The 24,820-nt window shown below is 71.3% G+C and carries 14 protein-coding genes; 10 read left to right on the top strand and 4 right to left on the bottom strand.

Going from position 1 to position 24,820, the window contains the following annotated elements; all coding sequences use genetic code 11:
- Positions 1–240 precede the first annotated feature (240 nt).
- From ACIG36_RS05945 to glgX, 5 genes are read left to right on the top strand one after another with little or no spacing between them, the layout of a single operon-like run.
- The gene (locus ACIG36_RS05945) at positions 241–1,311 is read left to right on the top strand and encodes a hypothetical protein (RefSeq protein ID WP_399922636.1); all 1,071 of its coding nucleotides are present in this window, start codon (positions 241–243) and stop codon (positions 1,309–1,311) included.
- An 8-nt stretch (positions 1,312–1,319) separates the two neighbouring features.
- Positions 1,320–3,134, top strand: a complete 1,815-nt coding sequence (locus ACIG36_RS05940; RefSeq protein WP_399922634.1) for a GMC oxidoreductase — start codon at positions 1,320–1,322, stop codon at positions 3,132–3,134.
- Positions 3,135–4,262, top strand: coding sequence for a cupin domain-containing protein (locus ACIG36_RS05935; protein WP_399922631.1), 1,128 nt, complete (start codon positions 3,135–3,137; stop codon positions 4,260–4,262).
- A gap of 9 nt (positions 4,263–4,271) precedes the next feature.
- A complete protein-coding gene (locus tag ACIG36_RS05930) occupies positions 4,272–5,525 on the top strand; it encodes a hypothetical protein (protein WP_399922628.1) in 1,254 nt (417 codons plus the stop codon).
- A 32-nt stretch (positions 5,526–5,557) separates the two neighbouring features.
- On the top strand, positions 5,558–7,630 hold the full coding sequence (gene glgX, locus ACIG36_RS05925; RefSeq protein ID WP_399922625.1) for a glycogen debranching protein GlgX: 2,073 nt from the start codon (positions 5,558–5,560) through the stop codon (positions 7,628–7,630).
- Positions 7,631–7,661: 31 nt separating this feature from the next.
- Here glgX and ACIG36_RS05920 read toward each other — a convergent pair whose 3' ends face one another.
- Both ACIG36_RS05920 and ACIG36_RS05915 read right to left on the bottom strand, forming a co-directional pair.
- A complete protein-coding gene (locus ACIG36_RS05920; protein WP_399922623.1) occupies positions 7,662–8,855 on the bottom strand; it encodes an FAD-dependent monooxygenase in 1,194 nt (397 codons plus the stop codon).
- Positions 8,848–16,044 carry an amino acid adenylation domain-containing protein gene (locus ACIG36_RS05915; protein WP_399922620.1) on the bottom strand — a complete coding sequence of 2,399 codons (7,197 nt, stop codon included), beginning with the start codon at positions 16,042–16,044 and terminating at the stop codon, positions 8,848–8,850. Before ACIG36_RS05915 ends, ACIG36_RS05920 begins: the two co-directional genes overlap by 8 nt.
- 374 nt (positions 16,045–16,418) lie before the next feature.
- Here ACIG36_RS05915 and ACIG36_RS05910 point away from each other — a divergent pair, with 374 nt between their 5' ends.
- Positions 16,419–17,234, top strand: coding sequence for a helix-turn-helix transcriptional regulator (locus tag ACIG36_RS05910; protein ID WP_399922618.1), 816 nt, complete (start codon positions 16,419–16,421; stop codon positions 17,232–17,234).
- A gap of 137 nt (positions 17,235–17,371) precedes the next feature.
- Positions 17,372–18,091, top strand: coding sequence for a TSUP family transporter (locus ACIG36_RS05905; RefSeq protein WP_399922615.1), 720 nt, complete (start codon positions 17,372–17,374; stop codon positions 18,089–18,091).
- A gap of 35 nt (positions 18,092–18,126) precedes the next feature.
- Here the strand turns inward: ACIG36_RS05905 and ACIG36_RS05900 are convergent, their stop codons facing one another.
- On the bottom strand, positions 18,127–20,094 hold the full coding sequence (locus tag ACIG36_RS05900) for an ATP-binding cassette domain-containing protein (protein WP_399922612.1): 1,968 nt from the start codon (positions 20,092–20,094) through the stop codon (positions 18,127–18,129).
- 269 nt (positions 20,095–20,363) lie between these two features.
- Positions 20,364–21,188 (bottom strand): AraC family transcriptional regulator, encoded by an 825-nt coding sequence (locus ACIG36_RS05895; RefSeq protein WP_399922610.1) that lies wholly within the window; start codon positions 21,186–21,188, stop codon positions 20,364–20,366.
- A 50-nt stretch (positions 21,189–21,238) separates the two neighbouring features.
- Between ACIG36_RS05895 and ACIG36_RS05890 the strand changes: the two genes are divergently transcribed.
- The 3 genes from ACIG36_RS05890 to ACIG36_RS05880 all read left to right on the top strand — a co-directional run bounded on the left by ACIG36_RS05890 (position 21,239) and on the right by ACIG36_RS05880 (position 24,800).
- The gene (locus ACIG36_RS05890) at positions 21,239–21,670 is read left to right on the top strand and encodes a DUF2000 family protein (protein WP_399922607.1); all 432 of its coding nucleotides are present in this window, start codon (positions 21,239–21,241) and stop codon (positions 21,668–21,670) included.
- Between the two features lie 21 nt (positions 21,671–21,691).
- Positions 21,692–22,717 (top strand): DMT family transporter, encoded by a 1,026-nt coding sequence (locus ACIG36_RS05885; RefSeq protein ID WP_399922604.1) that lies wholly within the window; start codon positions 21,692–21,694, stop codon positions 22,715–22,717.
- Positions 22,718–22,994: 277 nt separating this feature from the next.
- The gene (locus tag ACIG36_RS05880; protein ID WP_399922601.1) at positions 22,995–24,800 is read left to right on the top strand and encodes a BTAD domain-containing putative transcriptional regulator; all 1,806 of its coding nucleotides are present in this window, start codon (positions 22,995–22,997) and stop codon (positions 24,798–24,800) included.
- Positions 24,801–24,820 lie beyond the last annotated feature (20 nt).

The raw sequence follows: 24,820 nt of genomic DNA, 5'->3' as shown, positions 1-24,820 counted from the left end.
TTGCCCTGGTGGTGCGCCGGGCGCCGCCGCAGGAATTCGGCATGGCGGATTCCGAATGTTGCCGTCCCGTGGATGTTTCCGGCGGCGATTATGGGGGCGGGGCGAACTGCCCTGCCGGAGGCGGGGGAATGAATCCAGCCGTGGACAAACCCCCACCCCCGCAATACCTTCATGAGGCGTCTCCGCGTGAATGGCTCCATCGTCGGTTCGGTCGGTCCGGGGTGCGTTCGGGGGAACAGCGTGAAGGTCGAGATCATCGAACGGGACGATCAGTACGTCCTCAATCACTGCACGAAATACCTCGCACGGGACGGTTCGGAGCCCCGCCACGACTTCGGTCAGTACCCGCCCGGGGATCCCGGGGCCGCCGTCTGTGAGGCATGGCGGTTTCCGGTCGTCGACACGCACTGGGACGGGGTGTCCGCCGAGACGTCCTATCCGTTCAACGACGTGACGTTCGTCCACGACGGGCGGGCCACGGCCGTCGGGTCGGTGGCGGTCGTGGGCACCTTCGGGCCACTGCACTCGCCCGTGCCGTTGCGGCCCGTGCTGTTCGCGGGGGAGCCCACCGGGTTCCGGTCCGTCACCGTGCGGGTGCCCAAGGGGCAGGTCCACGCCTACAAGTTCGCCGTGGACGGTACCCACGCCGTGGATCCCGTCAATCCGCAGCGCACCGTCCTCGACAACGGCCGGACGTGGTCGCGCTTCTTCACCGACGCCTGTGCCGTGCCGCTGGAGCTGAGCCGGGCCGAGCGGGCGGTCCTCGGCCGGCTGGTCGGGCACCTGCTGCCGTTCCGGCTCGAGGAGAACCGCCGGTTCATCCGGGGCGTGTACGAGTCGCTGGACCGGGAGCGGCGGCGGGCCGAGTTCCCACTGGCGTACCAGCTCGACGAAGAGGTCGGCACGGTCAACTACATCGACAAGGTCATCTCCCGGCAGGAGCGGCACCTCGCCGACGACTACCACACCTGCCTGCGCATCATCGGGGACCTGGTGCGCGCCCGCTCCGGTGGGCGGGATCCGGCGGTGGTGGAACCCGAGCTGTACACGGACCTGTACGTGCAGATGGCGGACGAGCGGGTGGACGGCTGGGACTACGGCCGCTATGCCAGCCCGCGGCACTTCCTGCTGGTGCTGCGCCGGCACGCCATGACGGGCGCCTTCGTCCACCCGCGGCACGGCGGCAACTCCGGTGCGGCGGGCTGGATGTACCTGGAGAGCCGGTTCCGCGACGCGGGGGGCGCGACCCTCTTCGACTGGCGGCGCGCACTGGAATCACCGCTGGGACACAACACCGATTACCGCGGCTAGGGGGAGCCATGGCGGAAGGCACGGGCCCGGTCGAGACCGCTGAGATCGTCGTCATCGGCAGCGGCGCCGGCGGTGCGCCGGTGGCCCATACGCTCGTACGGGCGGGCCACCGGGTGGTGATGCTGGAGAAGGGCCCGCTGCTGCGCACACAGGTGCAGAGCCCGCAAGGACTCAGCGACTTCAAGCGGGACGAGTCCTTCGCGACCGGATCGGAGAAGCGCATCACCGTACCCGGCGTGGCCAACACGGGCGAGGCGTACTTCTCCAGCCACGTCGAGCCGGACCTGAACGACGAGCCGCACATCTACCGCGACAGCGACGGCGCCGACCGGGTGACCATCGAGGGCTACACCGCCCAGGTCGTCGGCGGCGGCACCCAGCTCTACGGCGGGGTCTCGCCCCGCTTCACCCCCGACGACCTGCGTCTGCGCAGCTTCAATGAGGGCCGTGGCGACCTGCGCGGCGATCCCGGTGGCGATGTCCTGCGCGAGGCGAGGGACTGGCCCGTCGACTACGCGGCCCTGGAGCCGTACTACACCCGGGCCGAGGAGCTCGTCGGGATCAACGGCACGTGGGAGGGCCAGGCGAAGACGCCTTCCGCCGACCGCTACCAGCCGCCCCTGGAACCGAACCCCATCAGCGCGTACGCGGCGGCCGGCATGGACGCCCTGGGCATGCGCCGCTACCGCACCCCGCTCGCGGTGATCACCCGCGATCACGCGCACAGCGGCCGTACCGTGCCCAAGGACACGGACAGCATCAAGACGGCCTTCGTCAATCGCTACGGTGACCCGCTGGGGCTCAAGTCGAACACCTGGGTGTCGCTGCTGGCCCCCCTGCGGTCCGCCGCGGGTAGGCAGGGCTTCGACCTGCGGGCCAACTGCACGGTGACCCACCTGGAGGCCGACGGTGCGAAGGTCACCAGGGTCCACTACCGTGACCCGGCGGGCCGGCCCCGGGTGCTGAGCGCGCGGATCGTCGTCGTGGCCTGCTCGGCGATCGAGTCGGTGCGGCTGCTGCAGCTGTCCGCGCAGCAGGACCCGGCCTTCGCACGCAGGATCAACGGCAACGGTCTGCTGGGGGCGTACTTCCTGACGCACTGCTTCGGCGGAGCCCAGTGCGTGGTGCCCACACGGGCCGACAAGTCGCGGACGCTGGACTCCGACTGGGCCACCGACCACTGCGCACGTCCCGAGTGGATCCGGGAGCAGGGCCTGTGGGCGGGCGGCGTCATCTACAACAACACCTCCGACGGCGCCCTGCCGATCTCGCTCGCCCGCACCTGGCACGCGATGGACATGGACAACATCTGGAAGGGCTACCTCTACGACACCTCGCTCGTCGGCGACGGTTTCGAGGACTACCTGGAGGCCGGCTTCGGCCGTCGCCTGTCCGTCGCCTTCATGGCCAACCAGGTGCCCCAGCGTGGCAACCGCATCGAGCTGCACCCCACCGTGAAGGACAAGTGGGGACGCCCGGTCGCGTACATCATCAAGACCTGGCACAGCCACGACCGGTCGCTCATGGACACCCTCGCCGAACAGTGCCGGCGCATCCTCGTCAGCGGCGGCGAGACGCGGGACGTCTCGGCCGGGTCGGTGGGCCACTCGGTGGTGCGGATCGCCAACCACGTCCTCGGCGGGGTCCGGTTCGGTACCGACCCGTCCGATTCCGTCCTCGACCCGGACTGCCGGGCCTGGAACTTCGACAACCTCTACGTCACCGACGGCTCGTTCATGCCGACGTCCGGCAGCGCCAATCCCACGCTGACCATCGAGGCGAACGCGTTCCGCGTCGGCGACGCGCTGCTGGGGAGGGTCTGAATGGACACCCGATTCGACGAGATCTTCACCCACGAGGAGAACGAGATCTTCCGGGTGGTGTTTTTCCCGGACCGCATCTACCACGCCCGCCACCTGAGCGCCACACGCTCCTCCCGCTACCGCTACTACGTCTCCGAGGTGCGCAACAGCGCCGACGGCACCGCCATCAAGGGCGACGTCTTCCTCGGGGGCACCCGGCTGTGCCCGGTGCTGCGCATCGAGTACGCGGGCATCCGGCTCGTGGAGCAGGCCCGGGAGGCCGGGCGGCGGCTCGGGCCGCGCGTCAAGGCATGGATCAAGCTGATCGGAGACGACCCGGCGCACGCGGCCGAAGCGGTGCTCACGCTGCACTGGGACTCGGCCATCGGCGCGTACGCCGCCGAGATCTGGGGCACCCTGGAGCCGTCCCCGGGCGCGGCTCACGACCACCGGGTGCTGCCCCTGATGGGCCGGGACGCGCCCATCACCCGGATCCCGCAGCTGTCACCACTGCTGGGCTCGGTCCGCAGGGTGCAGTTCGCCTTCTCTGAGGAGGGGGTGCTCCACCCGACCGGGCAGCGCTTCGAGCCGCGGTGGGACAACGACTACCTCCGCTCCCACCAGGAACCGCGCACCCAGGAGCCCAGCTCGCCGCAGAACACCGTCCAGGACCTCAACTACCAGCTGGACTTCCAGCGCGGCTACTTCATCCCGGACGCGGCCGACGTCCCGCCGGTCAACTACCGCAACGCCATGACCGACCCGGACAACCCCGAACGCTTCGACGCCAACGTCATCCGGATGCGCTGGCTCCTGCAGCGCGAACTCGGCAGCGAGCTGGTCTTCTTCCACGAGGTGACCATCCCGCCGGGCACCATCGAGGGCACCCACCGCCACATCGGTTCCGAGGAGCTCTACTACGTCGTCTCCGGCCGCGGCATCGCCTACATGGGCGACGGCGACGACCCCGCCACCGACTCCTACCCGCTCGTCGACCGCCAGGTCTTCGGCATCGGCACGGTCAAGTGCCGCGAACTGCCGGTCGAACCGGGCAGCGTCATCTACACCAAGAGCGGCGGGGTGCACGGCATCCGCAACCCCTACGACGAACCCCTGAAGTTCGTCGCCTTCCTCTACCACACCACGTGAGGCGTCCCGATGCCCAAGATCGTGCACAGCGACTCGGTCTTCCGCGTCGACCCGGGCAAGCCCCCGGACTACGACAGCGGCAATCCGCTGCTGAAGCTGCTCGGCCTCGTCGAACTCTCACGGCTCGCCGCCGAGCGCGAGCACTACGACGCCGTCTCCCTGCAGTACCTCTTCCCGCACCGGTGGCTGGAGCTGTACGGCCCGTCCGGCGGGGACGCCGGCCGGCTCGACCCCGAACGGCAGGACACCAAGACCGACTTCCAGAAGCAGAACGTGCGCGACTTCCGCCTCGACGACACCCGGGCCGTACGCGGCTGGGCCGAAGCGGGCCCCTGGCGGGGCCCCTTCCTGCAGCTGAGCTACCGCGGCGGCCCCGACTCCGCCCTGTGGCGGGCGGCGGGACGGCTCGGCGACGCCATCGGCTGCGTCGTCTCCGTACGCGGCGGGCCGCCGGTGACACTGCGGGTGCCCTACGACGAGGAGAGCGACTTCTACACGGTCGAACTGTGGGGCCGCGGCGGCGACGGGCTGCGCGAGACCCTCGGCGAGAAGGGCCGGGCCGCCCTGGACTCCGGTCTGCTCCAGCCCCGCCCGGACCTCGTCCGGGGCGGCGCCGACGACTTCGCCCGCGACCGGCTCACCGAACAGGACCTGCGCACGGTCTCCCCGGACCACGCCGTGCACCCCGTCCTGCCGCTGCACCTCGACGTGCGCTGGACGGCCGAGCCCGACGGCTCCGGCGCCGCGGAACCGGCCGGGGGCACGACGCGGCTCGGCTTCGAGATGCGCGTGCGCGGCTGGGACGCCTACCTGAGCGTGGGAGCGAGCCCCAACCCCCACGGCGGCGTCGGCTTCCTCGAATACCGCACACTCTTCAGCGACTACGGGCGCTGGGCCGGCAGCGGCGACCTCGCCCGCGCCCTGGAGCCGTACAACCTCGACGCCTTCGGCGCCAAGGGCCACCGCAGCGGGGACACCGAGCCCTTCCTCGCCGTGAACTACATGGACCTGCACGTCCTCGACCCGGCCTGCGGCATCGGCCTGCACCGGCACCGTGACAACCAGGAAGTGTTCCTGATGCTCGAGGGCGACGCGCTGATGGTCGTCGGCGACTGGGCCGACTCCGGCACCCGCACCCGCTCCTTCGAGATCCGGCGGCTGCCCGCCGGACACCTCGCCCTGCTCAAGGGCGGCAACCTGCACGGCCTGATGAACCCCGCCGACCAGCGCGCCTCCCTCTTCATGTTCGGCGGCTACGACTGACACCGGGCCGTCCCCCTACGACGGGAGCCGACATGACCGACATCCGGCCGGGTGACCCGTACCGCCTGGGCGCGGCCTGGGACGGGCACGGCACCAACTTCGCCGTCCACTCCTCGGCCGGCGCGTACGGCGGCGAGGTAACGCTGTGTCTGCTGGACGAGGACGGACACGAGCGACGACTGCCCCTGTTCACCGACTGCGACGTCTGGCACGGCTACGTGCCGGGCACCGGGCCCGGACAGCGCTACGGCTTCCGGGCCACGGGCCCCCACGCCCCCGAGCGCGGCCTGCTCTTCTCACCCGGCACCCTGCTCCTGGACCCCTACGCCAAGGTCCTGCGGCCGCTGGGCCCGCGCCGGGCCGCCTGCCTGGTCGCCGACACCGCCTTCGACTGGGGCGACGACCGCCCGCCGGACACCCACTGGTCGCGCACCGTGCTGTACGAGACCCACGTCAAGGGCATCACCGCCACCCACCCCGAGGTGCCGCCCGCACTGCGCGGCACGTACGCGGGCCTGGCCCACCCGGCCGTCACCGGCCACCTCACCGGCCTGGGCGTCACGGCCGTGGAACTGATGCCCGTCCACCACTTCCTCTCCGAGCAGTCGCTGCTCGACCGCGGACTGACCAACTACTGGGGCTACTCCACCATCGGCTTCTTTGCCCCGCACGCCGCCTACAGCGCCTCCGGCGACCGGGGCGAGCAGGTCACCGAGTTCAAACGGATGGTCGCCGCCCTGCACACCGCCGGACTCGAGGTCATCCTCGACGTCGTCTACAACCACAGCGCCGAGGGCGGTCCCGACGACCCCGCCCTGAGCCTGCGCGGCCTGGGCAACGAGGTCTACTACCGGCTGGACCCGGCCGACCCCTCCCGCTACGCCGACACCACCGGCACCCGCAACACCCTCGACGCCGGCCGCCCCGAGGTCATGCGGCTCGTTCTGGACTCCCTGCGGTACTGGGTGACCGAGATGCACGTCGACGGATTCCGCTTCGACCTGGCTGCCGCCCTCGCCCGCCGGTACGGCTCCGTGGACCGCCTCGCCGCCTTCTTCCAGCTGCTCTTCCAGGACCCGGTACTGCGCAGGACCAAGCTCATCGCCGAACCCTGGGACGTCGGCGCCCCCGACAGCTACCAGGCCGGGAACTTCCCGGCCGGCTGGGCCGAATGGAACGACCGCTGCCGCGACACCCTCCGCGACTTCTGGCGCGGCCGGCCCGCTGTCGCCGACCTGGCCCGCAGGATCACCGGCTCGGCCGACCTGTACGCGCCCGGCCGCCGCGGCCCCGACGCCTCCGTCAACTTCGTCACCTGCCACGACGGCAAGACCCTCACCGACCTCGTGACCTACGAGCGCAAGCACAACGACGCCAACGGCGAGAACAACCACGACGGCACGAACGACGACCACGCCGCCAACTACGGCGTCGAGGGCCCCTCCGACGACCCCGCACTCGTCGCCCTGCGTGACCGGCAGCGCCGCAACCTGCTCGCCACCCTCGCCCTGTCCCAGGGCGTCACCATGCTCTGCGGCGGCGACGAACTCGGCCGCACCCAGCTGGGCAACAACAACGCCTACTGCCAGGACAACGCCGTCAGCTGGTACGACTGGAGTTCCGCGCAGGCGCCGTTCGCCGACTTCGTCCGGCGGGCTCTCGCCCTCCAGCGCGACCACCCGGCGCTGCGCCGCCGCTCCTTCCTGACCGGCTCGGGCAGCCCCGCCGACATCGCCTGGTTCGACCGGGACGGCCACCCCATGACCGTCGAACGCTGGCAGGACCCCGGCACCCGCTTCCTCGGCTATCTGCTGTCGGGGAACCGCACCGACCCCCTCACACCCGAGGGCGCACCACAGCGCGACGACGACATCCTGGTCCTGCTCAACGCCGGACCCGACCCGGCCGGCTTCACCGCCCCCGGTCGCCCGGATGCCGTGTACCGCGTCGTCCTGGATACCGCATCGCAGGACGGCGCGCCCGCGGCCGGCGACACGATGAGGACGGGTGACCTCCGTACGGTGCCGGGACGAACGGTGGTGGTGGCGGTGGCACCGGTGGCGGCGCCGGAACCCGAGCGGGCCCCCGGCCTGCCGACACCGTGACCGGGCGTGACTCCGGGGCGCCCGCCGCCCCTCAGGACACCGCCACCGCCCGGTACTCGAGCACCGACAGGTTCTGCTTGTCGAAAACGGACCGCGGTGTGAAGCGGAAGTACAGCTCGCGCAGCCGGGACGGGAGGGGGCCGTCGAGTTGTTCGATGCGGCTGAGGCTGCGGGACGCCTGCACCATGCGGCGGGTGCGGGGGCGGCGGCGGGCCTCGTAGTCGCGTAGGGCGCGCGGCAGGTCGTGGGCGCCGGCCAGGCTCTCGGCGAGGGCCACGGCGTCCTCGATCGCCATCGCGGCGCCCTGGCCGAGCGCGGTCAGCATGGGGTGCGCCGCGTCGCCGAGGAGGGTGACCGGGCCGTAGCCCCAGCGCTCGAGGAACGGGCGGTCCTGGGCCGGCACGGTGACGACCGACTTCTCGGGGGTGGCCTCGATCACCGCCCGCACCTCGTCGGCCCAGCCGTCGAAGGCACGCAGGATCCCCTCCTTGCCGCCCCGCCAGTTCCGGGCGGCGGACGGCGCCATGTTCAGGGTGCCCCACCAGTAGGCGCGCCCCTGGCCGATGTCGGCGAGCCCGAAGCGCTGCCCGGGGGCCCAGTAGTGGGCCGCGAAGCCCTCGGTGAAGCGCGGGTGTGTGAACGGCACCGTCGCCAGCCAGCACACGTACCCCGCCTCGGAGGGCTGCTCCGGGCCGGTCAGCCCGCGGCGGATCGCCGAGTGGAAGCCGTCCGCGCCGATGAGCACGTCCGCCGTGACCCGCCGCCCGTCGGCGAACTGCACCGTGGCCTCGGGCCCGTTCACCTGGAAGCCGGTGACGGTGGAGTCCAGGTGCACGGGGGTGTCGTCGCCGAGCGCCCGGAGCAGCGCCTGCTGCAGGTCGGCCCGGTGGACGGCGTAGTTGGTCGAGCCGAGGCGGTCGGCGAGCTCGCCGAAGCGCATCTCCCTGATCGGCCGGCCCGTGCTGGTGCGGAAGTGCAGGGTGCGGAAGACCCGGCCGTGCTTGTCCAGTTCCGGCGCGAGGTCGATGCCGATCGTGCGCAGCGCGGTGACCGCGTTGCACATGACGGTCAGCGCCGTGCCCGCCGGGCGCAGCTCGCGGGCCCGCTCGTAGACCTCGACGTCCATGCCGACCCTGCGCAGGGTCGCCGCCGCGGTCAGTCCGCCGATGCCCGCGCCGATGATGACGGCCTTGCCCGGCCGGTGATTGCCCACTGTGTCACTCACTCCCGTTCTCCGAAGGGTTGTGTGCCGCGCCCCGGCCGGAGCCGTGCTCCGCCGCCCGTGCCACGTGCGCGGCGACGTCGGCGACGTGGGGCTCCTCCATGAGCACCAGGTGGTCGCCCGGAACGTCGATCACCTCGATGTGGCCGTCGGTCAGTTGCCGCCAGCCGTTCGTGGGGTCCTCGTGCAGGCTGCCGGCCGCGCCGTGCATCGGCTGGAGCACCTCGGGCAGCGGTGCGGTGGCCCGCAGCAGCACCAGGTCCTCGTCGCCGCGCTCGGGGCGGTAGGTCAGCAGGGCGTGCCAGTGCGCCTTGAACATCGCGAAGAGGCGGCGCACCGAGGCCTGGGAGCTGTCCGCGGGCAGGATGCCCGCCGCCACTGCCCGTTCCACGACGAACGCGAACTTGCCGTCGGCGTCGAGGTCCCGCGGGATGGCCTCCAGCGGGGTACGGCCGCCGCGCTCCATCCACAGCAGTTCCCAGAAGAACCATTCCAGCAGTGAGCCGTCGGCCACGTCGGGCCGTTCGCCGGGGGCCATCGCGATCGGGTCGATGAGGATCAGGGAGGCCACGTCCTGGGGGCGGGTCCGGCGCAGTTGGCGGGCCATCTCGAAGGCGATGAACCCGCCGAACGACCAGCCGCCGATGACGTACGGGCCCTCGGGCCGCACGCGCCGGATCGCCTCGAGGTAGCGGGCGGCGATCTCGGGGACGGAGTCGGACGGCTCGACGCCCGGGTGGGTGCCCGCGGCCTGCAGGGCGTACACCGGCTGGTCCTCGGGGAGGTGCTGGGCGAGCCGCAGGTAGCACAGGACGTTGCCGCCCAGCGGGTGGACCAGGAACATCGGTGGCCGGCTGCCGGTCTCCCGGATGGGGACGACCGGGTCGTAGGCCACGCCCGCCTCCCGTTCGCGCAGCCGGGCGGCGAGGCGGGCGACGGTGGGCGTGCCGATCAGGACCGACAGCGGCATGCCGACACCGAAGAGCTTCTCGACGGTCACCACGAGCCGCATCGCGGTCAGCGAGGTGCCGCCGAGCGCGAAGAAGTCGTCGTGGATTCCGATCTCCGGCAGGTGCAGCAGTTCGGCCAGCACTCCGGCCAGCGCGCGCTCGTGCGCGTCGCGCGGTGCCACCCGGCCGGCGTCGGACCGGGAGGCCAGCGCCATGCGGCGCAGCCCGGCGTCGTCGCGCTTCCCGCTGGGGGTCAGGGGCAGTTCGGCCAGCCACTCGAAGTGCGAGGGGACCATGTAGTCGGGCAGCAGGCCGCGCAGCCCGGCACGGAGCTCGTCGACCGGGGCCGAGTCCGCCTCGCCGACCAGGAAGGCCGCGAGGAAGGCGTCGGTGCCGTCGCGGTGCCGGGCGACCACCGCCACGTCGCGGACGCCCGGGTACTCGTCGGCCAGCTTGGTCAGCGCCAGCTCGACCTCGGCCAGTTCGACGCGGAAGCCGCGCACCTTGACCTGGGTGTCCTCCCGGCCGAGCCAGACCAGGTCGCCGCCCGGCAGGGCGCGGGCGAGGTCGCCGGTGCGGTAGAGGAGCTCGCCGGGCTTCCCGAAGGGGTGCGGGACGAAGCGCTCGTCGGTCAGGTCGGGCCGCCCGAGGTAGCCGTGGGCGAGGCTGACACCGCCGACGTACAGGACGCCCATGGCGCCCGGCGGCACGGGGCGCATCTGCGCGTCCAGCAGGTACAGTCCGACGCCGTCCACGGGCTTGCCGATCGGCGGCAGTGCCGGGAACGCGGCCGGATCGCCGGACATGGTGAAGCTCGCGACCACGTGCGTCTCGGTGGGCCCGTACTGGTTCTCCAGCACCGTGCCGGGCACCGCGGCGCAGAAGCGCCGGATCTCCTCGGTGACGCGCAGTTGCTCGCCCGAAGAGACGATCACGCGCAGGGCGGCCGGGCGGATGCCCAGGGCCGCGGACGCCTCGGCGAGCTGCTGCAGCGCCACGTACGGCAGGAAGACGCGCTCCACCGCCTCACGGTCCAGCAGCCGCAACAGGGCGGGCATGTCCTGCCGTTCGCTCTCGCGGATCAGCTGCAGGGTGCCGCCGCCGCACAGCGTGGAGTAGATCTCCTGCAGGGAGACGTCGAAGCTCAGCGGCGCGAACTGCAGCGTCCTGCCGCCGGCCGCCCCGCCGGCCGCGGGGATCTGCCACTGCACCAGGTTGGCCAAGGTCCGGTGCGGAAGGACGACGCCCTTCGGCTCACCGGTGGAGCCGGAGGTGAACAGGACGTACGCGACCGTCTCGCCCGTGATCCGGGGCAGGCTCACCGGCTCGGCGCCGTCCTCGTCCGGCGCCAGCGCGTCGTCGAGCAGCAGCACGTCGGCGCCGGGGAAGAGCGCGGCGTGACGTTCGCGGGCGAGCACCCGGAAGGGCTTCGCCCGGTCGGCCATCAGGGCCAGGCGTTCCGCGGGGTAGGTGACGTCCATCGGGACGCAGGCCGCACCGGCCTTCGCGATGCCCAGTACCGCCGCGACGGTCTCCGGCGAGCGGTCCATCGCCAGGCCGACGGTGACCCCCGGCCCCGCGCCCAGGCGCAGCAGCCGGCGCGCCATCCTGCCGGCCGCCTCGCCCAGCCGCCGGTAGCTCCAGCGCTGGTCCTCGAACGCCAGGGCGACGGCGTCCGGCGTGCGGGCGACCTGTGCATCGAACCGGTCGGTGACGGCGGCCGGCTGCTCGCCGTACGACGCCGGCACCGGCTCCTGGGCGAGGAAGCCGAAGCCCATCCGCTCGTCGGGCCGCTCGACGATCCGCCGCAGCAGCGCCACGTACACCTCGCCGAACTGCTCGGCCTGCGAGCGGGTGAAGACCCGCCCGTCGTGGTCCATGCGCAGCCAGACCCGCTCGTCGGCGGGGTCGACGACGGCGTTCACCAGGAGCTTGAAGTTGGTCTCCTCGTAGGTGCGGAAGTCCGTCAGCTCCACGCCGGTGGACCGCAGCAGCTCGCCGAGGACCCGGGGGTGGACGTAGTTGAAGGCGGTCTCGACCAGGGTGTCGCCGCCGAGGTCCTCCTGGATCGCGCTCAGCGGGTAGTGGCGGTGCGCGTGGGCCTGTTGTTCCTGCCGGTGGGCCTCGTGCACGAGGTCGAGCCAGGTGCGCCCACCCGGGCCGAGGCGGACGGGCGTGGTGCCCAGGAAGAGACCGGTGACCCGCTCCGCGCCCTCGAGCTCGGGACGGCCGTGCGTCACCAGGCCGGTGACCACGTCGTCCGTCCCGCCGTACAGCCGCAGCAGCAGGCAGTGCGCCGTGAACAGCACCGACTTCACGGGCACGGACCGCTCCCGCGCGAAGCGGCGCAGCGCCTCGCCCAGCCCGTCGGGCAGCTCCACCCGGTGCGCGAACACCCCTTCCGGCGAGGGTGGTTCGTAGGGCCGGAAGCCGTCGAACCGCACCGGCTCGGCCCCGGCGAGCCGCTCCCGCCAGAAGTTCCCTGCCGTCCCGGACGCCAGGGCCCGCCGCTCGTCGAGCACATAGTGCGCCGGCGACGGCAGCGGTCCGTCCGGTACGGGGGCGACGGCCTCGCCCGCCTCGTGCAGGAAGTCCTGCAGCAGCTCGCGCACCAGCGTCGCCACGCTCCAGCCGTCGAGGATGGCGTGGTGGAAGCTCAGGACGAGCTCCACCGACTCCGGCAGGGCGTGCGCGCGGAAGAGGTACAGCGGCGGGTTGTCGAGGTCGTAGGGGTGGTGGCGGCGTTCCTCGATGTGCGCCGCGATCCGGGCCCGCGCCTCGGCAGGGTCCACCGCGCGCAGGTCCACGGTCTCCAGGCCGCCCCGCACGCGCGCGTGGACGGTCTGCAGGGGCTCGGAGAGGCCCGCCAGCGCGAAGGCCGAGCGCAGGACCGGGTGCCGCTCGGTCAGCCGGCCGAAGGCCGTGCGCAGCGCCACCTCGTTCCACGGCAGGCGCAGCGAGTAGTGGAAGACGTCGTGGTAGAGGGCGGAGTTCTCGTGCTCGCGGCTGTGGTAGAGCAGCCCCAGCTGCAGCCGCGTCGCCGGATAGGCGTCGGCAAGGCCCGACAGGCGCGCCCGGTCCACCGAGGGCACCAGGGCGAAGGGCTCCAGCGGTGTGTCCTCCCGCGGCCCGGCCGCGGTGCGCACCCGTCCGGCCAGTGCCGCCACCGAGGGGTTGAGCACCAGGTCGGCGAGCGCGAAGTGGATCCCGCGCCGCTCCGCCAGGGCGCGGATGCGCAGCATGAGGATCGAGTCGCCGCCCAGCGCGTAGTAGTTCTGGTGGATCCCCACCCGCTCCACGCCCAGCACCTCGGCCCACACACCGGCCAGCGCCTCCTCGACGGCGTCGCGCGGGGCGTCGTCCCCGGCGGGGGAGAAGGCGGGGGCCGGCAGCCGGCGGCGGTCGGTCTTGCCGTTCGGGGTGAGCGGGAGGGCGTCCAGCCGCTGGAAGAGGGCCGGGATCATGTAGCCGGGCAGCGCCTCGGCCAGGTGGCCGCGCAGCACCGCCTCGTCCAGCTCCTCGTCGGCGGTGTAGTAGCCGACGAGGAAGGCGCCGCGCTCCGCGGAGCGGTGGTCGGTGACGGCCGCGGCGCGGACGCCGGGGCAGCTCGCCAGGCGGTCCTGCACCTCGCCCAGCTCCACGCGGTTGCCGCGGATCTTCACCTGGCCGTCGATCCGGCCCAGGTACTCGATGTCGCCACCGGCGAGGCGGCGCACGAGGTCACCGGTGCGGTACATGCGGCCACCGGGGACGAACGGGTCGCGAACGAACTTCTCCGCCGTCAGCTCCGGCCGGTTCAGGTACCCGCGGGCCACGCCCACGCCGGCGACGCACAGCTCGCCCGGGGCGCCCACCGGCTGCGGGTTGCCGTCACGGTCCAGCACGTAGAGGCGGATGTTGTCGATCGGGCGGCCGATCGGCACCCGCCGCACCGGCTGCGCCGGGTCGGACGGGCAGTCGAAGGAAGTGACGTCGACCGTGGCCTCGGTCGGTCCGTAGAGGTTGACGAGCCGGGGGCCCGCCCCGTCGCCGCCGAACAGCCGGTTGAAGCGGTCCACCAGGCCGGGCGGCAGGGCCTCGCCGCTGCAGAAGACGGCGCGCAGCGAGGCGGCGTCGGCCACGAGGGCGGGGGAGGCCTCCAGGAGGTCCAGGAAGGAGGCGAACATCGACGGCACGAAGTGCGCGACGGTGACCCGGCGGCGGGCGACGGTCCGCAGGATCTCCCGCGGGTCCTTCTCGCCGCCCGGCGGCAGCAGGGCCAGGCCGGCTCCCTCGACGGCCCACCAGAACAGCTCCCACACCGAGACGTCGAAGGAGACCGGGGTCTTCTGCAGCAGGACGTCGTCCGCGCCGAGGGGGTAGCGGCGCTGCATCCAGGCCAGGCGGTTGACCACCGAGTGGTGCTCGACGACCGTGCCCTTGGGCCTGCCCGTGGAGCCGGAGGTGTAGATGACGTAGGCCGGGTCGTGGGAGGTCGCGGCGGGCTCCAGAGGTGCCCCGGAGACCCCGGTCAGGTCCGCCACGTCCAGGACGGGCACGCCGTCCGCCTCCGGCACGGACGCGGCCCCGGCCACCAGGACGGCCTTGGCGCCGCTGTCGGAGATCATGAAGCGGATGCGCTCGGCGGGGTAGTCGGTGGCGATCGGCGTGTAGGCGCCGCCCGACTTCAGGACGCCCAGGATCGCGACCGGCAGCGCCGGGCCGCGCTCCATCAGGACCGCGATCCGGTCCCCGGGCACCACGCCCCGCTCCCGCAGCAGCCGGGCGACCCGGTTGGCCCGTTCGTCGAGCTCGGCGAAGGTCATCGACCGGCCCGTCGCGTCCGTGACGACGGCGACGCGGTCCGGGGTGCGGGCGGCCCGCTCCTCGAAGAGACCGTGCAGGGTGCGGTCGGCGGCGTAGGGGCGGGCCGTGTCGTTGAGGCCGTCCACCAGGTGGTCGCGTTCGGCGGCCGTCAGCATGGAGATCTCGGCGAGCGGGCGGTCCGGGGCGTCGAGGGTGCGCTCGACGAGGGCCTTCACATGGCGGCCCACCGCCTCGACGGGGAAGTCCTCGTCGAAGACGTCGAGGCCGTAGTCCATGTCCACGAGCAGGTCGCCGTCGTCGTCGAGTTCGTTGACGACGACGGCCAGCGCGTCGGTGTCGTGGGCGCGGGCCTGCACCACCGTCTCGTAGGAGAGACCGGGTATCTCCTGCTGGGCGGGCCAGCGCAGGTGGGCGATGGTGACGTCGAACAGGCGGCGCGGGCCGTCGCTGGTGTGCAGCGGCAGGTCGCGCAGCACGTCCCCCAGCGCCAGCCGCTCGCGCGGCTTGAGGGCGCGCGTCGCCGCCCGGATCTCCGACACCAGGCCGGCCATGGAACGCGAGCCGTCCGGGCGCGTGCGCAGGGGGAGAGTGTTGGCGAAGTGACCGACGGTGCGCTTCTGCCGGTCGGTGGGCCGGTTGAGCAGCGGGACGCCGAGGACGACCTCCTCGGCATGCAGCACCCTGGACAGGTGGACGGAGAACGCGGCGGCCACGAAGGCGAAGACCGAGGCGCCGCTCTCGCGGATGCGGTCGGCCAGGGCGCGCTCGATGACGAAGCTGTGGCGGGCGCTGCGCCGGGCGCCACTGGCCTCCTTGCGGGGGAAGAACTCGGGGACGACGTCCGCCATGGAGTCGCGGAAGAACCGCCGGTCCGCCTCGTGCTCCGGCGAGGCCCTGTAGTCGCCCTCCTCCTCGACGAAGTCGGTGTACTGCGGCGCCTGGGCGGTCTCCGGGGGAGTGCCGGTTCGCATGACGTGCGCGTAGTCGGCGCGCACCCGCGTCATGAAGAGGTTGAGGCCCCAGGCGTCGGCGACGATGTGATGGGCCTTGACGTGCGCGTGGACAATCGTGGGCGACTCCAGGAGCAGGGTGAGCTCGCTGGTCGCGCCGCCGCGCAGATCGAAGGGTCGGTCGAAGGACTCGCGTATCCACTGGCGGCGGGCGGCGGCCGGGTCGGCGGCGGTGCTCAGGTCGACCGTACGGACCTCGGGCGCGTCCCCCAGGTACTGGTGCGGCGTGCCGTCGACCTCGTCGAAGCGCAGCCGGAAGGCGTCACTGGCCGCGGCGGCCCGGCGCAGGGCCCCCGCCAGCACGCCGAGGTCGACCGGGCCCCGGAAGCTGTCGTAGATCTGGCAGTTGAACTGGGGGTTCAGCGGGAAATTGGAGTTGGCCGCCCAGACGTCCCGCTGATACGCCGTCAGTGGGGTACGCGCCATGGCATTCACGAAGATGTCCCCTCGCACAAGTCTGCTGATCCGGGGCCGATCCTGACCGTGGACCCGGGGCGCATCCAGAACGTGGGGATCCTGGCATTCGCAGTACTTGGCTGACGGGCCGTGCCGGCGACGGCCCTGCGCCGCCAACAGCCCCGCGCACGCCTTCGATGCGTGCGGCACAGGCCACGGTGACCGGAATGAATCCATGCGGAATTCGGCAATACCCGGCTCCATGCCCGTCAAACTTGATTTTGATCTCAATTCAACTGTCAACTATGTATTAAACTGTCCGTCGATTTCACGCGGAAGCGTCGCGCTTCCCGCATCCTGCGGAAGCACCGGAATCGCATTGCCCGTACGGGGGACGGCAGAAGATGAACGACGCGGCATTAGACAATGAAGTCAGCCGGCACGAACTGGCCAGGTTCCTGCGGGCCCGCCGGGAAAGACTCACACCCGCCGACGTCGGCCTCCCCAACGGATCGCGGCGACGCACCCCCGGACTCCGCCGCGAAGAGGTCGCCGTCCTCGCCGGGCTGAGCCCCACCTGGTACACGCTGCTGGAACAGGGCAGGAACGTCTCCCCGTCGTTCAAGGTTCTGGACGACCTCGCCGGTGCCCTCAACCTCGCCGACCACGAGCGCGAGTACATCCGCCGGCTCGTCCACAGCCGCAGCTTCCCGCAGCGCATCGAGAGGCGGCACGCCCCCACCGAGGCGGCGTTGCAGCAGGTCGCCGACTCGCTCAGCCCGAACCCCGCCTACGTCGCCAACAAGGTGGGCGACATCCTCGGCTGGAACGAGGCCGCCGTGGAGTGGTACACCGACTTCGGGCGCATCCCCGAGAGCCGCAGGAACCTGCTGTGGTGGCTGTTCACCTCCCCCGAGGCCACCGAGCGCCTGCCGGACTGGCGGCGCGACGCCCGCGACCAGGTCGGCAGGCTGCGCGCGGTGGCGGCCGGCTTCCCCGGCCGGAGCTTCGTCAGCGAGACGGTGGACGCCCTCCAGCAGGTCAGCGACGAATTCCGGACCTGGTGGCACGAGTACCGCGTGGTCAATACCGAACCGCAGTTCCGCCGGCTGCGGCATGCGCGACGCGGCACCGTACCCATGCGCCTGATCACCCTCGCCGACGGGCTGCACCCGTCCCTCGAGGTCGTCTACCACGTGCCGCAGCTCCCCGGGCGCTGAGACCGGGGGCGATTCACGCATTCGACAGGCCCGGCCCGCCGCATTCCTCCGGCGCGGGGCCTCCTCACCGTACGCTGAGGCCGCATGAATTCCCGGACCCGGACCCGGACCGCTGATCGCGACGGCGAGGCGTCCCCGTGCTGACCGCCGTACTGGTGGTGGCGGCGACGTTCGCGACCTCGGTGCTGTCGGCCGTCGCCGGATTCGGGGGCGGCGTGCTGCTGCTGTCCGTCTTCATCGCCGTCTTCGGCACCCGGGACGCGGTGGCCATCCTCACCGTCGCTCAACTGGCCAGCTGCGTGGGCCGGGTCTGGTTCAACCGCGCCGAGGTCGACGGCCGCCTCGTACGGACCTTCGCCGTGGGGGCCGTCCCCGCGGCGGCGGCCGGCGCCGTGCTGTTCAGCATCGTCTCCGCGCCCGTCCTCACGCGGGTCATCGGTGGCCTCGTCCTGGTCATGGTCGCCTGGCGCCGCTGGCGCCCCCGAGGCCTCCGGCTCGACGACACCGCCTTCGTCCTCGTCGGTGCCGCCTCAGGATTCGGCTCCGCCCTCACCGGGGCGGCCGGACCCATGGTCGCGCCGTTCCTCCTCGCCCGAGGGCTGGTACGCGGCGCGTACATCGGCACCGAGGCAGCGGCGGCGCTGCTGATGCACCTGGTCAAGCTCGTGGTGTTCGCCGCCGTCGCCGTCCTGACCCCCACCGGCGCGCTGACCGGTCTGGCCCTCGCCCCGGCCTCCGCCGCCGGCGCCTGGGCCGGAAAGAAGATCACCGACCGGCTGCCGACGGCCGCCTTCATCGTCGTCGTCGAACTCGCCCTTGTCGCGGCGGGGCTTCTCCTTCTCATCACCGGGGGTTGACCGAACTCATCACCGGAGGGGGACCATGCGACGGGTCACGTTCTCTGGGTGGGCACTTTGGTCTCGGCGGTCGTCGTGTCGTACTGGGAGGCCTGGAGTTCGTAGAGCTCCCTGTAGTGGCCGTCCGGCACGGCCATCAGTTCCTGGTGTGATCCGGCCTCGACCAGTCGGCCCTGGTTGAGGACGTAGATCACATCCGCGGAGGCGGTGGCCGCGAGCCGGTGTGTGATGAGCAGCACCGATGTGACGCCGTCGTCCGTGAGGCCGTGCAGGGACTGGAACATCTCGATCTCGGCCCTGGGGTCGAGCGCGGCCGTCGGCTCGTCCACGATCACGAGCTCGCGTTCCCGGTAGACGGCGCGTGCGACGCCGACGCGCTGCCACTGGCCACCGGAGAGCTTCACTCCTCGCTCGAAGCCCTTCATGGCGATCGAGTCCCACCCGTCCGGCAGCTCCTCGACGACCGTGCGGACGTCGGCCCTCTCCGCCGCTGCCTCGACGTTCTCCTGGAGCATCGGCTTCGTCCCGTCGCCGATGTGGACGTTGGCCCGTACGGTCATCGGCCACGCCTGGACGTGCTGCGACAGCAGCGCGACCTTGTCGAAGACCGCCTCCCGGTCGGCCTCGTGGATCTCGACCCCGTTGTACGAGACCTTGCCGTCCGTGGGCAGGTACAGCCCCGCCACCAGGGCGGCCAGCGTCGTCTTGCCCGATCCGTTCTCCCCCACCAGGGCCACCACCTTGCCCCTGGGGATCGTCAGCGACACGTCCCGCAGCGCGGCCTTCTTCGCACCCGGGTACCGGAATGTCACCTGCTCGAGGACGACCTCGAGCCCGGTCCCGGTCACCGGGGTGCCCCCGGTGGGAATGGCGTGCTGCCGGCCGAGCTTGACCGACTCGTTCATGTCGGTCAGGTACAGCGACTCCTCGAACATGTAGTTCAGCTGGCTGACGACCGTGTTCAGGTAGCCGGTGGCATTGCGGATCGCGAAGACGGCCGTACCGGCGGCGGCCAGTGGCATGCCGCCTGCGACCAGCAGCCACCACAGCAGCGCGTACGCGAGCACGCGGGCCGTCCCGGACATCGTCGCCGCGACGATCTCGGTCGCGGCCTCGGCGTTGGCCAGGCGCTCCTTCTCCTTCGCAGCTGTGTAGCCCATGTCCTCGGAGGCGTTCACCAGGACGCGTCCGGCCCCGTGGACCCGCAGCTCCGGGGCGGAGTCGGCCCGCGTGATCGGGTACGTGAGCACATCGACCGCCCGCGTGTGGTCGATCCACACATGCCGCGAGGCGTAGGCGCGGCGCATCACGACGACCGCGCCCCACCACCGGGGCGCGGCGATCAGCGCGAGCGCGGCGACGAGGAGCGGGTGGAGGGAGGCGAGGACGACGGCGGCGGCCGTGAGACTCAGCAGGCCGCTGATGACCCACACCGAGTGGGAGAGCATGCGCCGCACCGAGTTGGTGCCGTAGCGGCCCATGGCGAGCTTGCGGTGGATGTCCTTGTCCTCCATCGCCGACATCTCCACCCGCGCCATCATCGCGTGGTAGGTCGTGGTGCAGGACAGCTCGATCTTCGGGTACAGGCGGCCCTCGACCCTCACGATCAGGCAGCCCAGCAGCACCGATCCGCTGGACGCCGCGCCGCCGGCCAGGAGCGCCGGGAGCGCGTCCCACAGCTTGTCGGCCGTCGGGCCGTCGGAGAACAGCGCGACGAGCACCTGATTGATCGACACCAGCAGGAACGCGGTCATGACGCCGGAGGCCAGCTGCGCGCCGAGGAGGACGACCAGGGCGCGGGGGTCCTCGCGCCGGGCGACGCGGGCGATCACGGCGAGCATGGCGGGGAACTGCCGGGCCATCGACCAGAAGCTCATGCGCAGCAGCGGGTCCTCGTACTGGGCCCAGGCCTTGTCGTGGCGCAGGACGCCGCTGAAGAGGAGCTGTTCGCTTGTGGAGATGGGGGGTTGGGTGTTGGTCGTCGGCTTTCGGAGCAACTTCATCGCGCCTCCGGAGGCAGGGACGAAACGACAGCCGCAGGTTCGTGTACGACGCAGGCGCCCGCTCAATGACCGGACCCCCGGCCGGGTGGTGGTGGCCAGGGGTCAGGGGCAGGGGGAGCGCTCCCCTGCACGGACGGCGGGTTCGGACTCGGCGTATCCTTCCGCTTACGGTCCGTGATCACCAGAGGTTGTGGCCCGACAGGAAGCCCGGACGGATCACTACCGTGGCGTTCCGTCGCATCGATCACACGGGATCCGTGTGGCCGGCGTCAGATCTGAGTCGGTGCCAGGTCGCTCTGCGGGCCGCTGCGTGCGTAGCGTCCCGGGCTTGTGCCCAGGCTGCGCTTGAAGTGGCGGTTGAAGTGGGACTGGTCGTAGAAGCCCGCGGAGACGGCCACGAGGCGCGGTGACATGCCGCTCAGGAGGAGTTTGCGGGCCAGATCGACGCGGCGGCCGGTCAGGTATTGATGGGGGCCCATGCCGAACTCCCGGCTGAACACCCGGACCAGGTGCGCGGGGTGGACGTGCAGGGTGTCCGAGGCCTCCTGGAGGCTGATGCCCTCCACGAATCTCGCGTCGAGGAGGTCCCGCAGGCGGTGCGCGATGCCGGCGTCGCGTACGTGGGTACGGTCCTCGACCCGGCGCTGCAGGTGGTCGCGAAGCCGTTCGGACACCAGCGCCAGTCTGCTCTCCGTGTCGAGTTCGTCGCCGGGGTGCTCAAGGGACTCGTGCAGTTGGTGAATGCGTTGGCGCAGCAGCGGGTCCTCCAGGACCGGGCTGTCGACCGCGAGTCCGATGAGGCTGTCCTCCAACTGAGAAGAGTCGAGGTAAACGACCCTTTTGCGGAAACCGGTCGGGGTGACCGAGCGTCCATTATGTGGGACGTGCGGGGGCAGCAGGGTGACCAGCTGATCCAGGGCGCCGTGCTCGTGCCGGTCCAGGTCGTATCTGACCATGCCGTCGTCGACGATCAGCAGCGTCCAGGAGTCATGCGTATGCATGGGATAGACGTGGTCGGTGATGCGGGCATGGAAGACTTCGTCGATTCCCGCCAAGGCGGGACGCCAAGCACGGATCTGCTGATGATCAACCATGCAAAGATCGTACAAGACCTGGTCAGGGGCGTCAGGGTTCAATCCAACATATGGAATCCGTGAACGAGCCCGTTCGTTTTGAGACAAAGATCGCCGTGGTCTTGCGTGACGATCTCCAGGTGTGGCAGCGCCTCAACATGACCGCCTTTCTGGTCAGTGGAATCGGCCGAAAGGTGCCGGAAGTCATCGGCGAGCCGTACTCGGACGCCGACGAGACCGAGTACCTGCCCATGTTCCGGCAACCCGTGCTGGTCTTCGAGGCGAGCAAGGAGGCCCTGACGACCTCGCACCAGCGGGCGGTCGGCCGGGGAGTGCCCCTGTCGGTCTTCACCACCGACCTCTTCACCACCAACAACGACCGGGACAACCGGGCCGCGGTCCGGGCCGTGCACCGCAACGAGCTGGACCTCGTCGGAATGGCCGTGTACGGGCCGCGCAATGTGGTGGACAAAATCATCAAGGGTGCCCGAATGCACCCGTGACGTTCCGTAGGGAATCGTGGCGTGAAAAAAGAAGCGCAACCGCAGAGTGAATCTGCCACCGCGTATCTGTACCTGCTGGCGACCATGGCATTCTTCGGGAGCGCATTCGCCAGTTCCAAGTCGGTTGTCGGGCATATGCCGCATCAGGTCGCCGCGGTTCTCCGATTCGGCGGCGGCGCACTCATCCTGCTCCTTCTGCTCGCATTCATGGGACGGAAGTCGCGGGGTGCCGTACTCACCGGTCGTCAGATCATGCGTGCGGCGGCCGTCGGCCTCATCGGAGTATGCGCGTACAACCTGTTCTTCTTCTGGGGCCTTTCGCTGGCCCCTTCGATCGACGGCAGCATCATCGTTCCGGTGCTGAGTCCGGTCATCACCACGGGAATTCTTCTGGCCCTGGGCCGGGAGAAGGCTTCCCGGGCCCGCATCGGCGGTCTCGCCCTCGGGGTCGCCGGTGCCGTGGTGTTCTTCATCGGCGCGGACGGCGGCGCCGGTTTGACGTCGGGCGGATCCCGGCTGACCGGTGACCTCGTCTACCTTCTCGGCGCGCTGTCCTGGGCGGTCTACAGCATCGCCTCGAAGAAGGTCCTGGTGGGCATGGACCCGCTGCGTGCGACGACCTTCGGCACTCTCGCCGGAGCCCTCGCCCTGCTGGTCTTCGCCGTGCCGTCCTTCTCGGAGGTGGAGTGGTCCGGGCTGCCGTCGGTGACCTGGGCGAACCTCGCCTACCTCGCGACAGGCCCCACCGCCGTGGCCTATCTCTTCTACTACCGGGGCTTGCGCGTGGTCAGCCCGTCGACCGCGACCGTGGTCATGTTCACGGTCCCGGTGTTCGGAGTCACCTGCGCCGTGCTCTTCCTCGGTGAGTCCTTCAGCGGACTGCAGATGGCAGGCGCCGTCGTCATGCTGGCCGGCGCGCTGCTGGCCGTGACACAGGGCCGCCTCAGGCAGCAGGCCGCCCGGCAGGAACCCGAGCAGGCGGCCGAGCCGGCCGAGCCTGCTCGCACCTCGGAGTCCAAGAACCCGGGATCCCTCCACAGAGGCTGATCCGGGCCGTCTTCGAACGAGCGGATCCAACGTTCTCGCATCGCCTCCGGGGGGACGGCGATGCCACCGCTCGGCACCCGTCCAGGGCCCCACCCCGGTCCTGGGCGGGCACTCGCTTCCCCACCCCCATGTGCACTCGGCGTCGCGTGCACGGCAATCGTGCTCATCCGTTTCGGAATGCAAGATCGGGGTTCTCAACTTCATGTCCGAAGTCGAGTTTCGGGTTCTGGGCCCGCTTGAGCTCAAGGTCGGCGGACGCCCGGTACCCCTGCGAGGAATGAAACACCAGATCGTGCTCGGCTCCCTCCTGACCACGGAGAGCCGGCGCACTTCCATCGGGCGCCTGATCGACGCCGTATGGGGGACAGCTCCCCCGAGCACGGCAGGCAAGCAGATCCGCAACGCCGTGTCCGACCTGCGCCATATCCTGGCCCCCAGCGGGGCCGTCATCACTCCCGTCGCCGACGGCTACCAACTCGATATCGGCGAGGCCCTGCTGGACCTCCGGGAGTTCCACCGCCACTTGGCACGGGCCCGCACACATCTGGGTCAGCAGAGGCCGGCCGACGCCATCGCAGAGTTCCGCGCCGCACTGTCCCTGTGGACCGGGCCGATGCTCTCCGGGATCGACAGCGCCGTTCTGCGGGAGCAGATCGTCGGAGTGAACGAGGTCCGGCTGTCGGTCGCCGAGGAATGCATCGACCTCGAACTCGCCCGGGACCGGCACAAGAGCCTCATCAGCGAACTCGCCGCCTGGGTCGCCGAGTACCCGCTGCGCGAGCGCATGGTCGCTCAGTACGTCCTCGCGCTGCACCGCTCGGGCGCCCGTGCCCGTGCCTTCGGCGTCTTCGAGCAGACCCGCCGCCGCCTCGCCGATCAGCTCGGCCTCGGTCCCGGCCCCGAGCTGCTGGAGATACATCAGCTGATGCTGCGCGAGGACGCCGACGCGGCGACGCCCGTCGCGCTCACCCAGCCGGTTCAGGCCACACCGGCCCCCGCCGCCACGGTCCCGGCCGTCGCGGACCAGGCTTCCGCGATGGACAGCCTCCCCTCCGGCATCGGCCACTTCGTGGGCCGGGCCGCCGAGATCAAGGCGCTGCTCTCCGACGGGACACGGCCCGGACCGCAACGGGTGCTGTTCCTCGACGGCATGGGCGGTGTCGGCAAGACCGCCCTCGCGGTCCATGTCGCCCACCGCCTCGCGGACCAGTACCCGGACGGCCGGCTCTTCCTGGACCTGCAGGGCCACACCTGTGACCGGGACCCGCTCAGCCACCGGGCGGCGCTGCGCCGGCTGCTCATGCTCTCCGGATTACAGGAGTCCGAGTTACCCTCCTCGGTCGACGCCCTGATACCGCTGTGGCGCAGCCGTACGTCGGGCCGGCGGATGCTGGTGGTCCTGGACAACGCCGCCGACGCCGAGCAGATAGGCCCCCTGCTGTCGGCGGGCGAAGGCTGCCTGACCCTGGTGACCAGCAGGCGACGGCTGACGATGACCGCGCTGTCCCCCACCCGGGTGCTGTCCCTGGACCCGCTTCCCCGGGAAGAGGGGTACGAGCTGTTCTGCCGGCTGCTCGGTGACCGGCACCCCAAGCCCGGTCCCGGTACGGTCGGCGGCATCCTGGAGCACTGCGGCGATCTGCCGCTGGCCGTCTCCGCGGCCGCGGCGCGCCTGCGCAGGCGGCCTTCGTGGCCGGTGGAGCACCTGGCCGAGCGGCTCGCGGACCCCGTGCTGCGGCTCGGCGAACTGCAGACGGAACACGGCGGCCTGATCGCATGCTTCGATGCCTCGTACCGTCAGCTGAACGCCACGCAGCAGGAGTTGCTGCGCATGCTGGGCGCGGCTGAAGGGGACCGTACGGACGTCGGGGCCGCCGCCGCGCTGGCGGGGATGGCGCCCTTCGCCGTCGAGCAGGTTCTCGAGGAGCTGGTCGACGAACACCTGCTGCTCCAGCCGGAGCCCGGCCGCTACCGGTTGCACCCGCTCGTCAAGATCTACTGCGCGCAACTGTCCGACCCGGACGGCGCGAGCGGGACGGGCCTTTCCCCGTGCCGCGTGCCGGCGCAGCCGCTGGCTGCCTGATCCGCCGCGCTTACCGCCAC

The organism is Streptomyces sp. NPDC053048, assembly GCF_044547045.1.
Taxonomy (GTDB): domain Bacteria; phylum Actinomycetota; class Actinomycetes; order Streptomycetales; family Streptomycetaceae; genus Streptomyces.
The sequence above is the reverse complement of the archived record's forward strand: the minus strand, read 5'-3'. Positions and strand labels throughout refer to the sequence as shown.

Coding starts and splice junctions, on each gene's coding strand:
- ACIG36_RS05915 (WP_399922620.1), bottom strand. CDS start 16,044: ATGGCGCGTACCCCACTGACGGCGTATCAGCGGGACGTCTGGGCGGCC.
- ACIG36_RS05935 (WP_399922631.1), top strand. CDS start 3,135: ATGGACACCCGATTCGACGAGATCTTCACCCACGAGGAGAACGAGATC.
- ACIG36_RS05880 (WP_399922601.1), top strand. CDS start 22,995: ATGAAACACCAGATCGTGCTCGGCTCCCTCCTGACCACGGAGAGCCGG.
- ACIG36_RS05910 (WP_399922618.1), top strand. CDS start 16,419: ATGAACGACGCGGCATTAGACAATGAAGTCAGCCGGCACGAACTGGCC.
- ACIG36_RS05930 (WP_399922628.1), top strand. CDS start 4,272: ATGCCCAAGATCGTGCACAGCGACTCGGTCTTCCGCGTCGACCCGGGC.
- ACIG36_RS05895 (WP_399922610.1), bottom strand. CDS start 21,188: ATGGTTGATCATCAGCAGATCCGTGCTTGGCGTCCCGCCTTGGCGGGA.
- glgX (WP_399922625.1), top strand. CDS start 5,558: ATGACCGACATCCGGCCGGGTGACCCGTACCGCCTGGGCGCGGCCTGG.
- ACIG36_RS05890 (WP_399922607.1), top strand. CDS start 21,239: ATGGAATCCGTGAACGAGCCCGTTCGTTTTGAGACAAAGATCGCCGTG.
- ACIG36_RS05900 (WP_399922612.1), bottom strand. CDS start 20,094: ATGAAGTTGCTCCGAAAGCCGACGACCAACACCCAACCCCCCATCTCC.
- ACIG36_RS05940 (WP_399922634.1), top strand. CDS start 1,320: ATGGCGGAAGGCACGGGCCCGGTCGAGACCGCTGAGATCGTCGTCATC.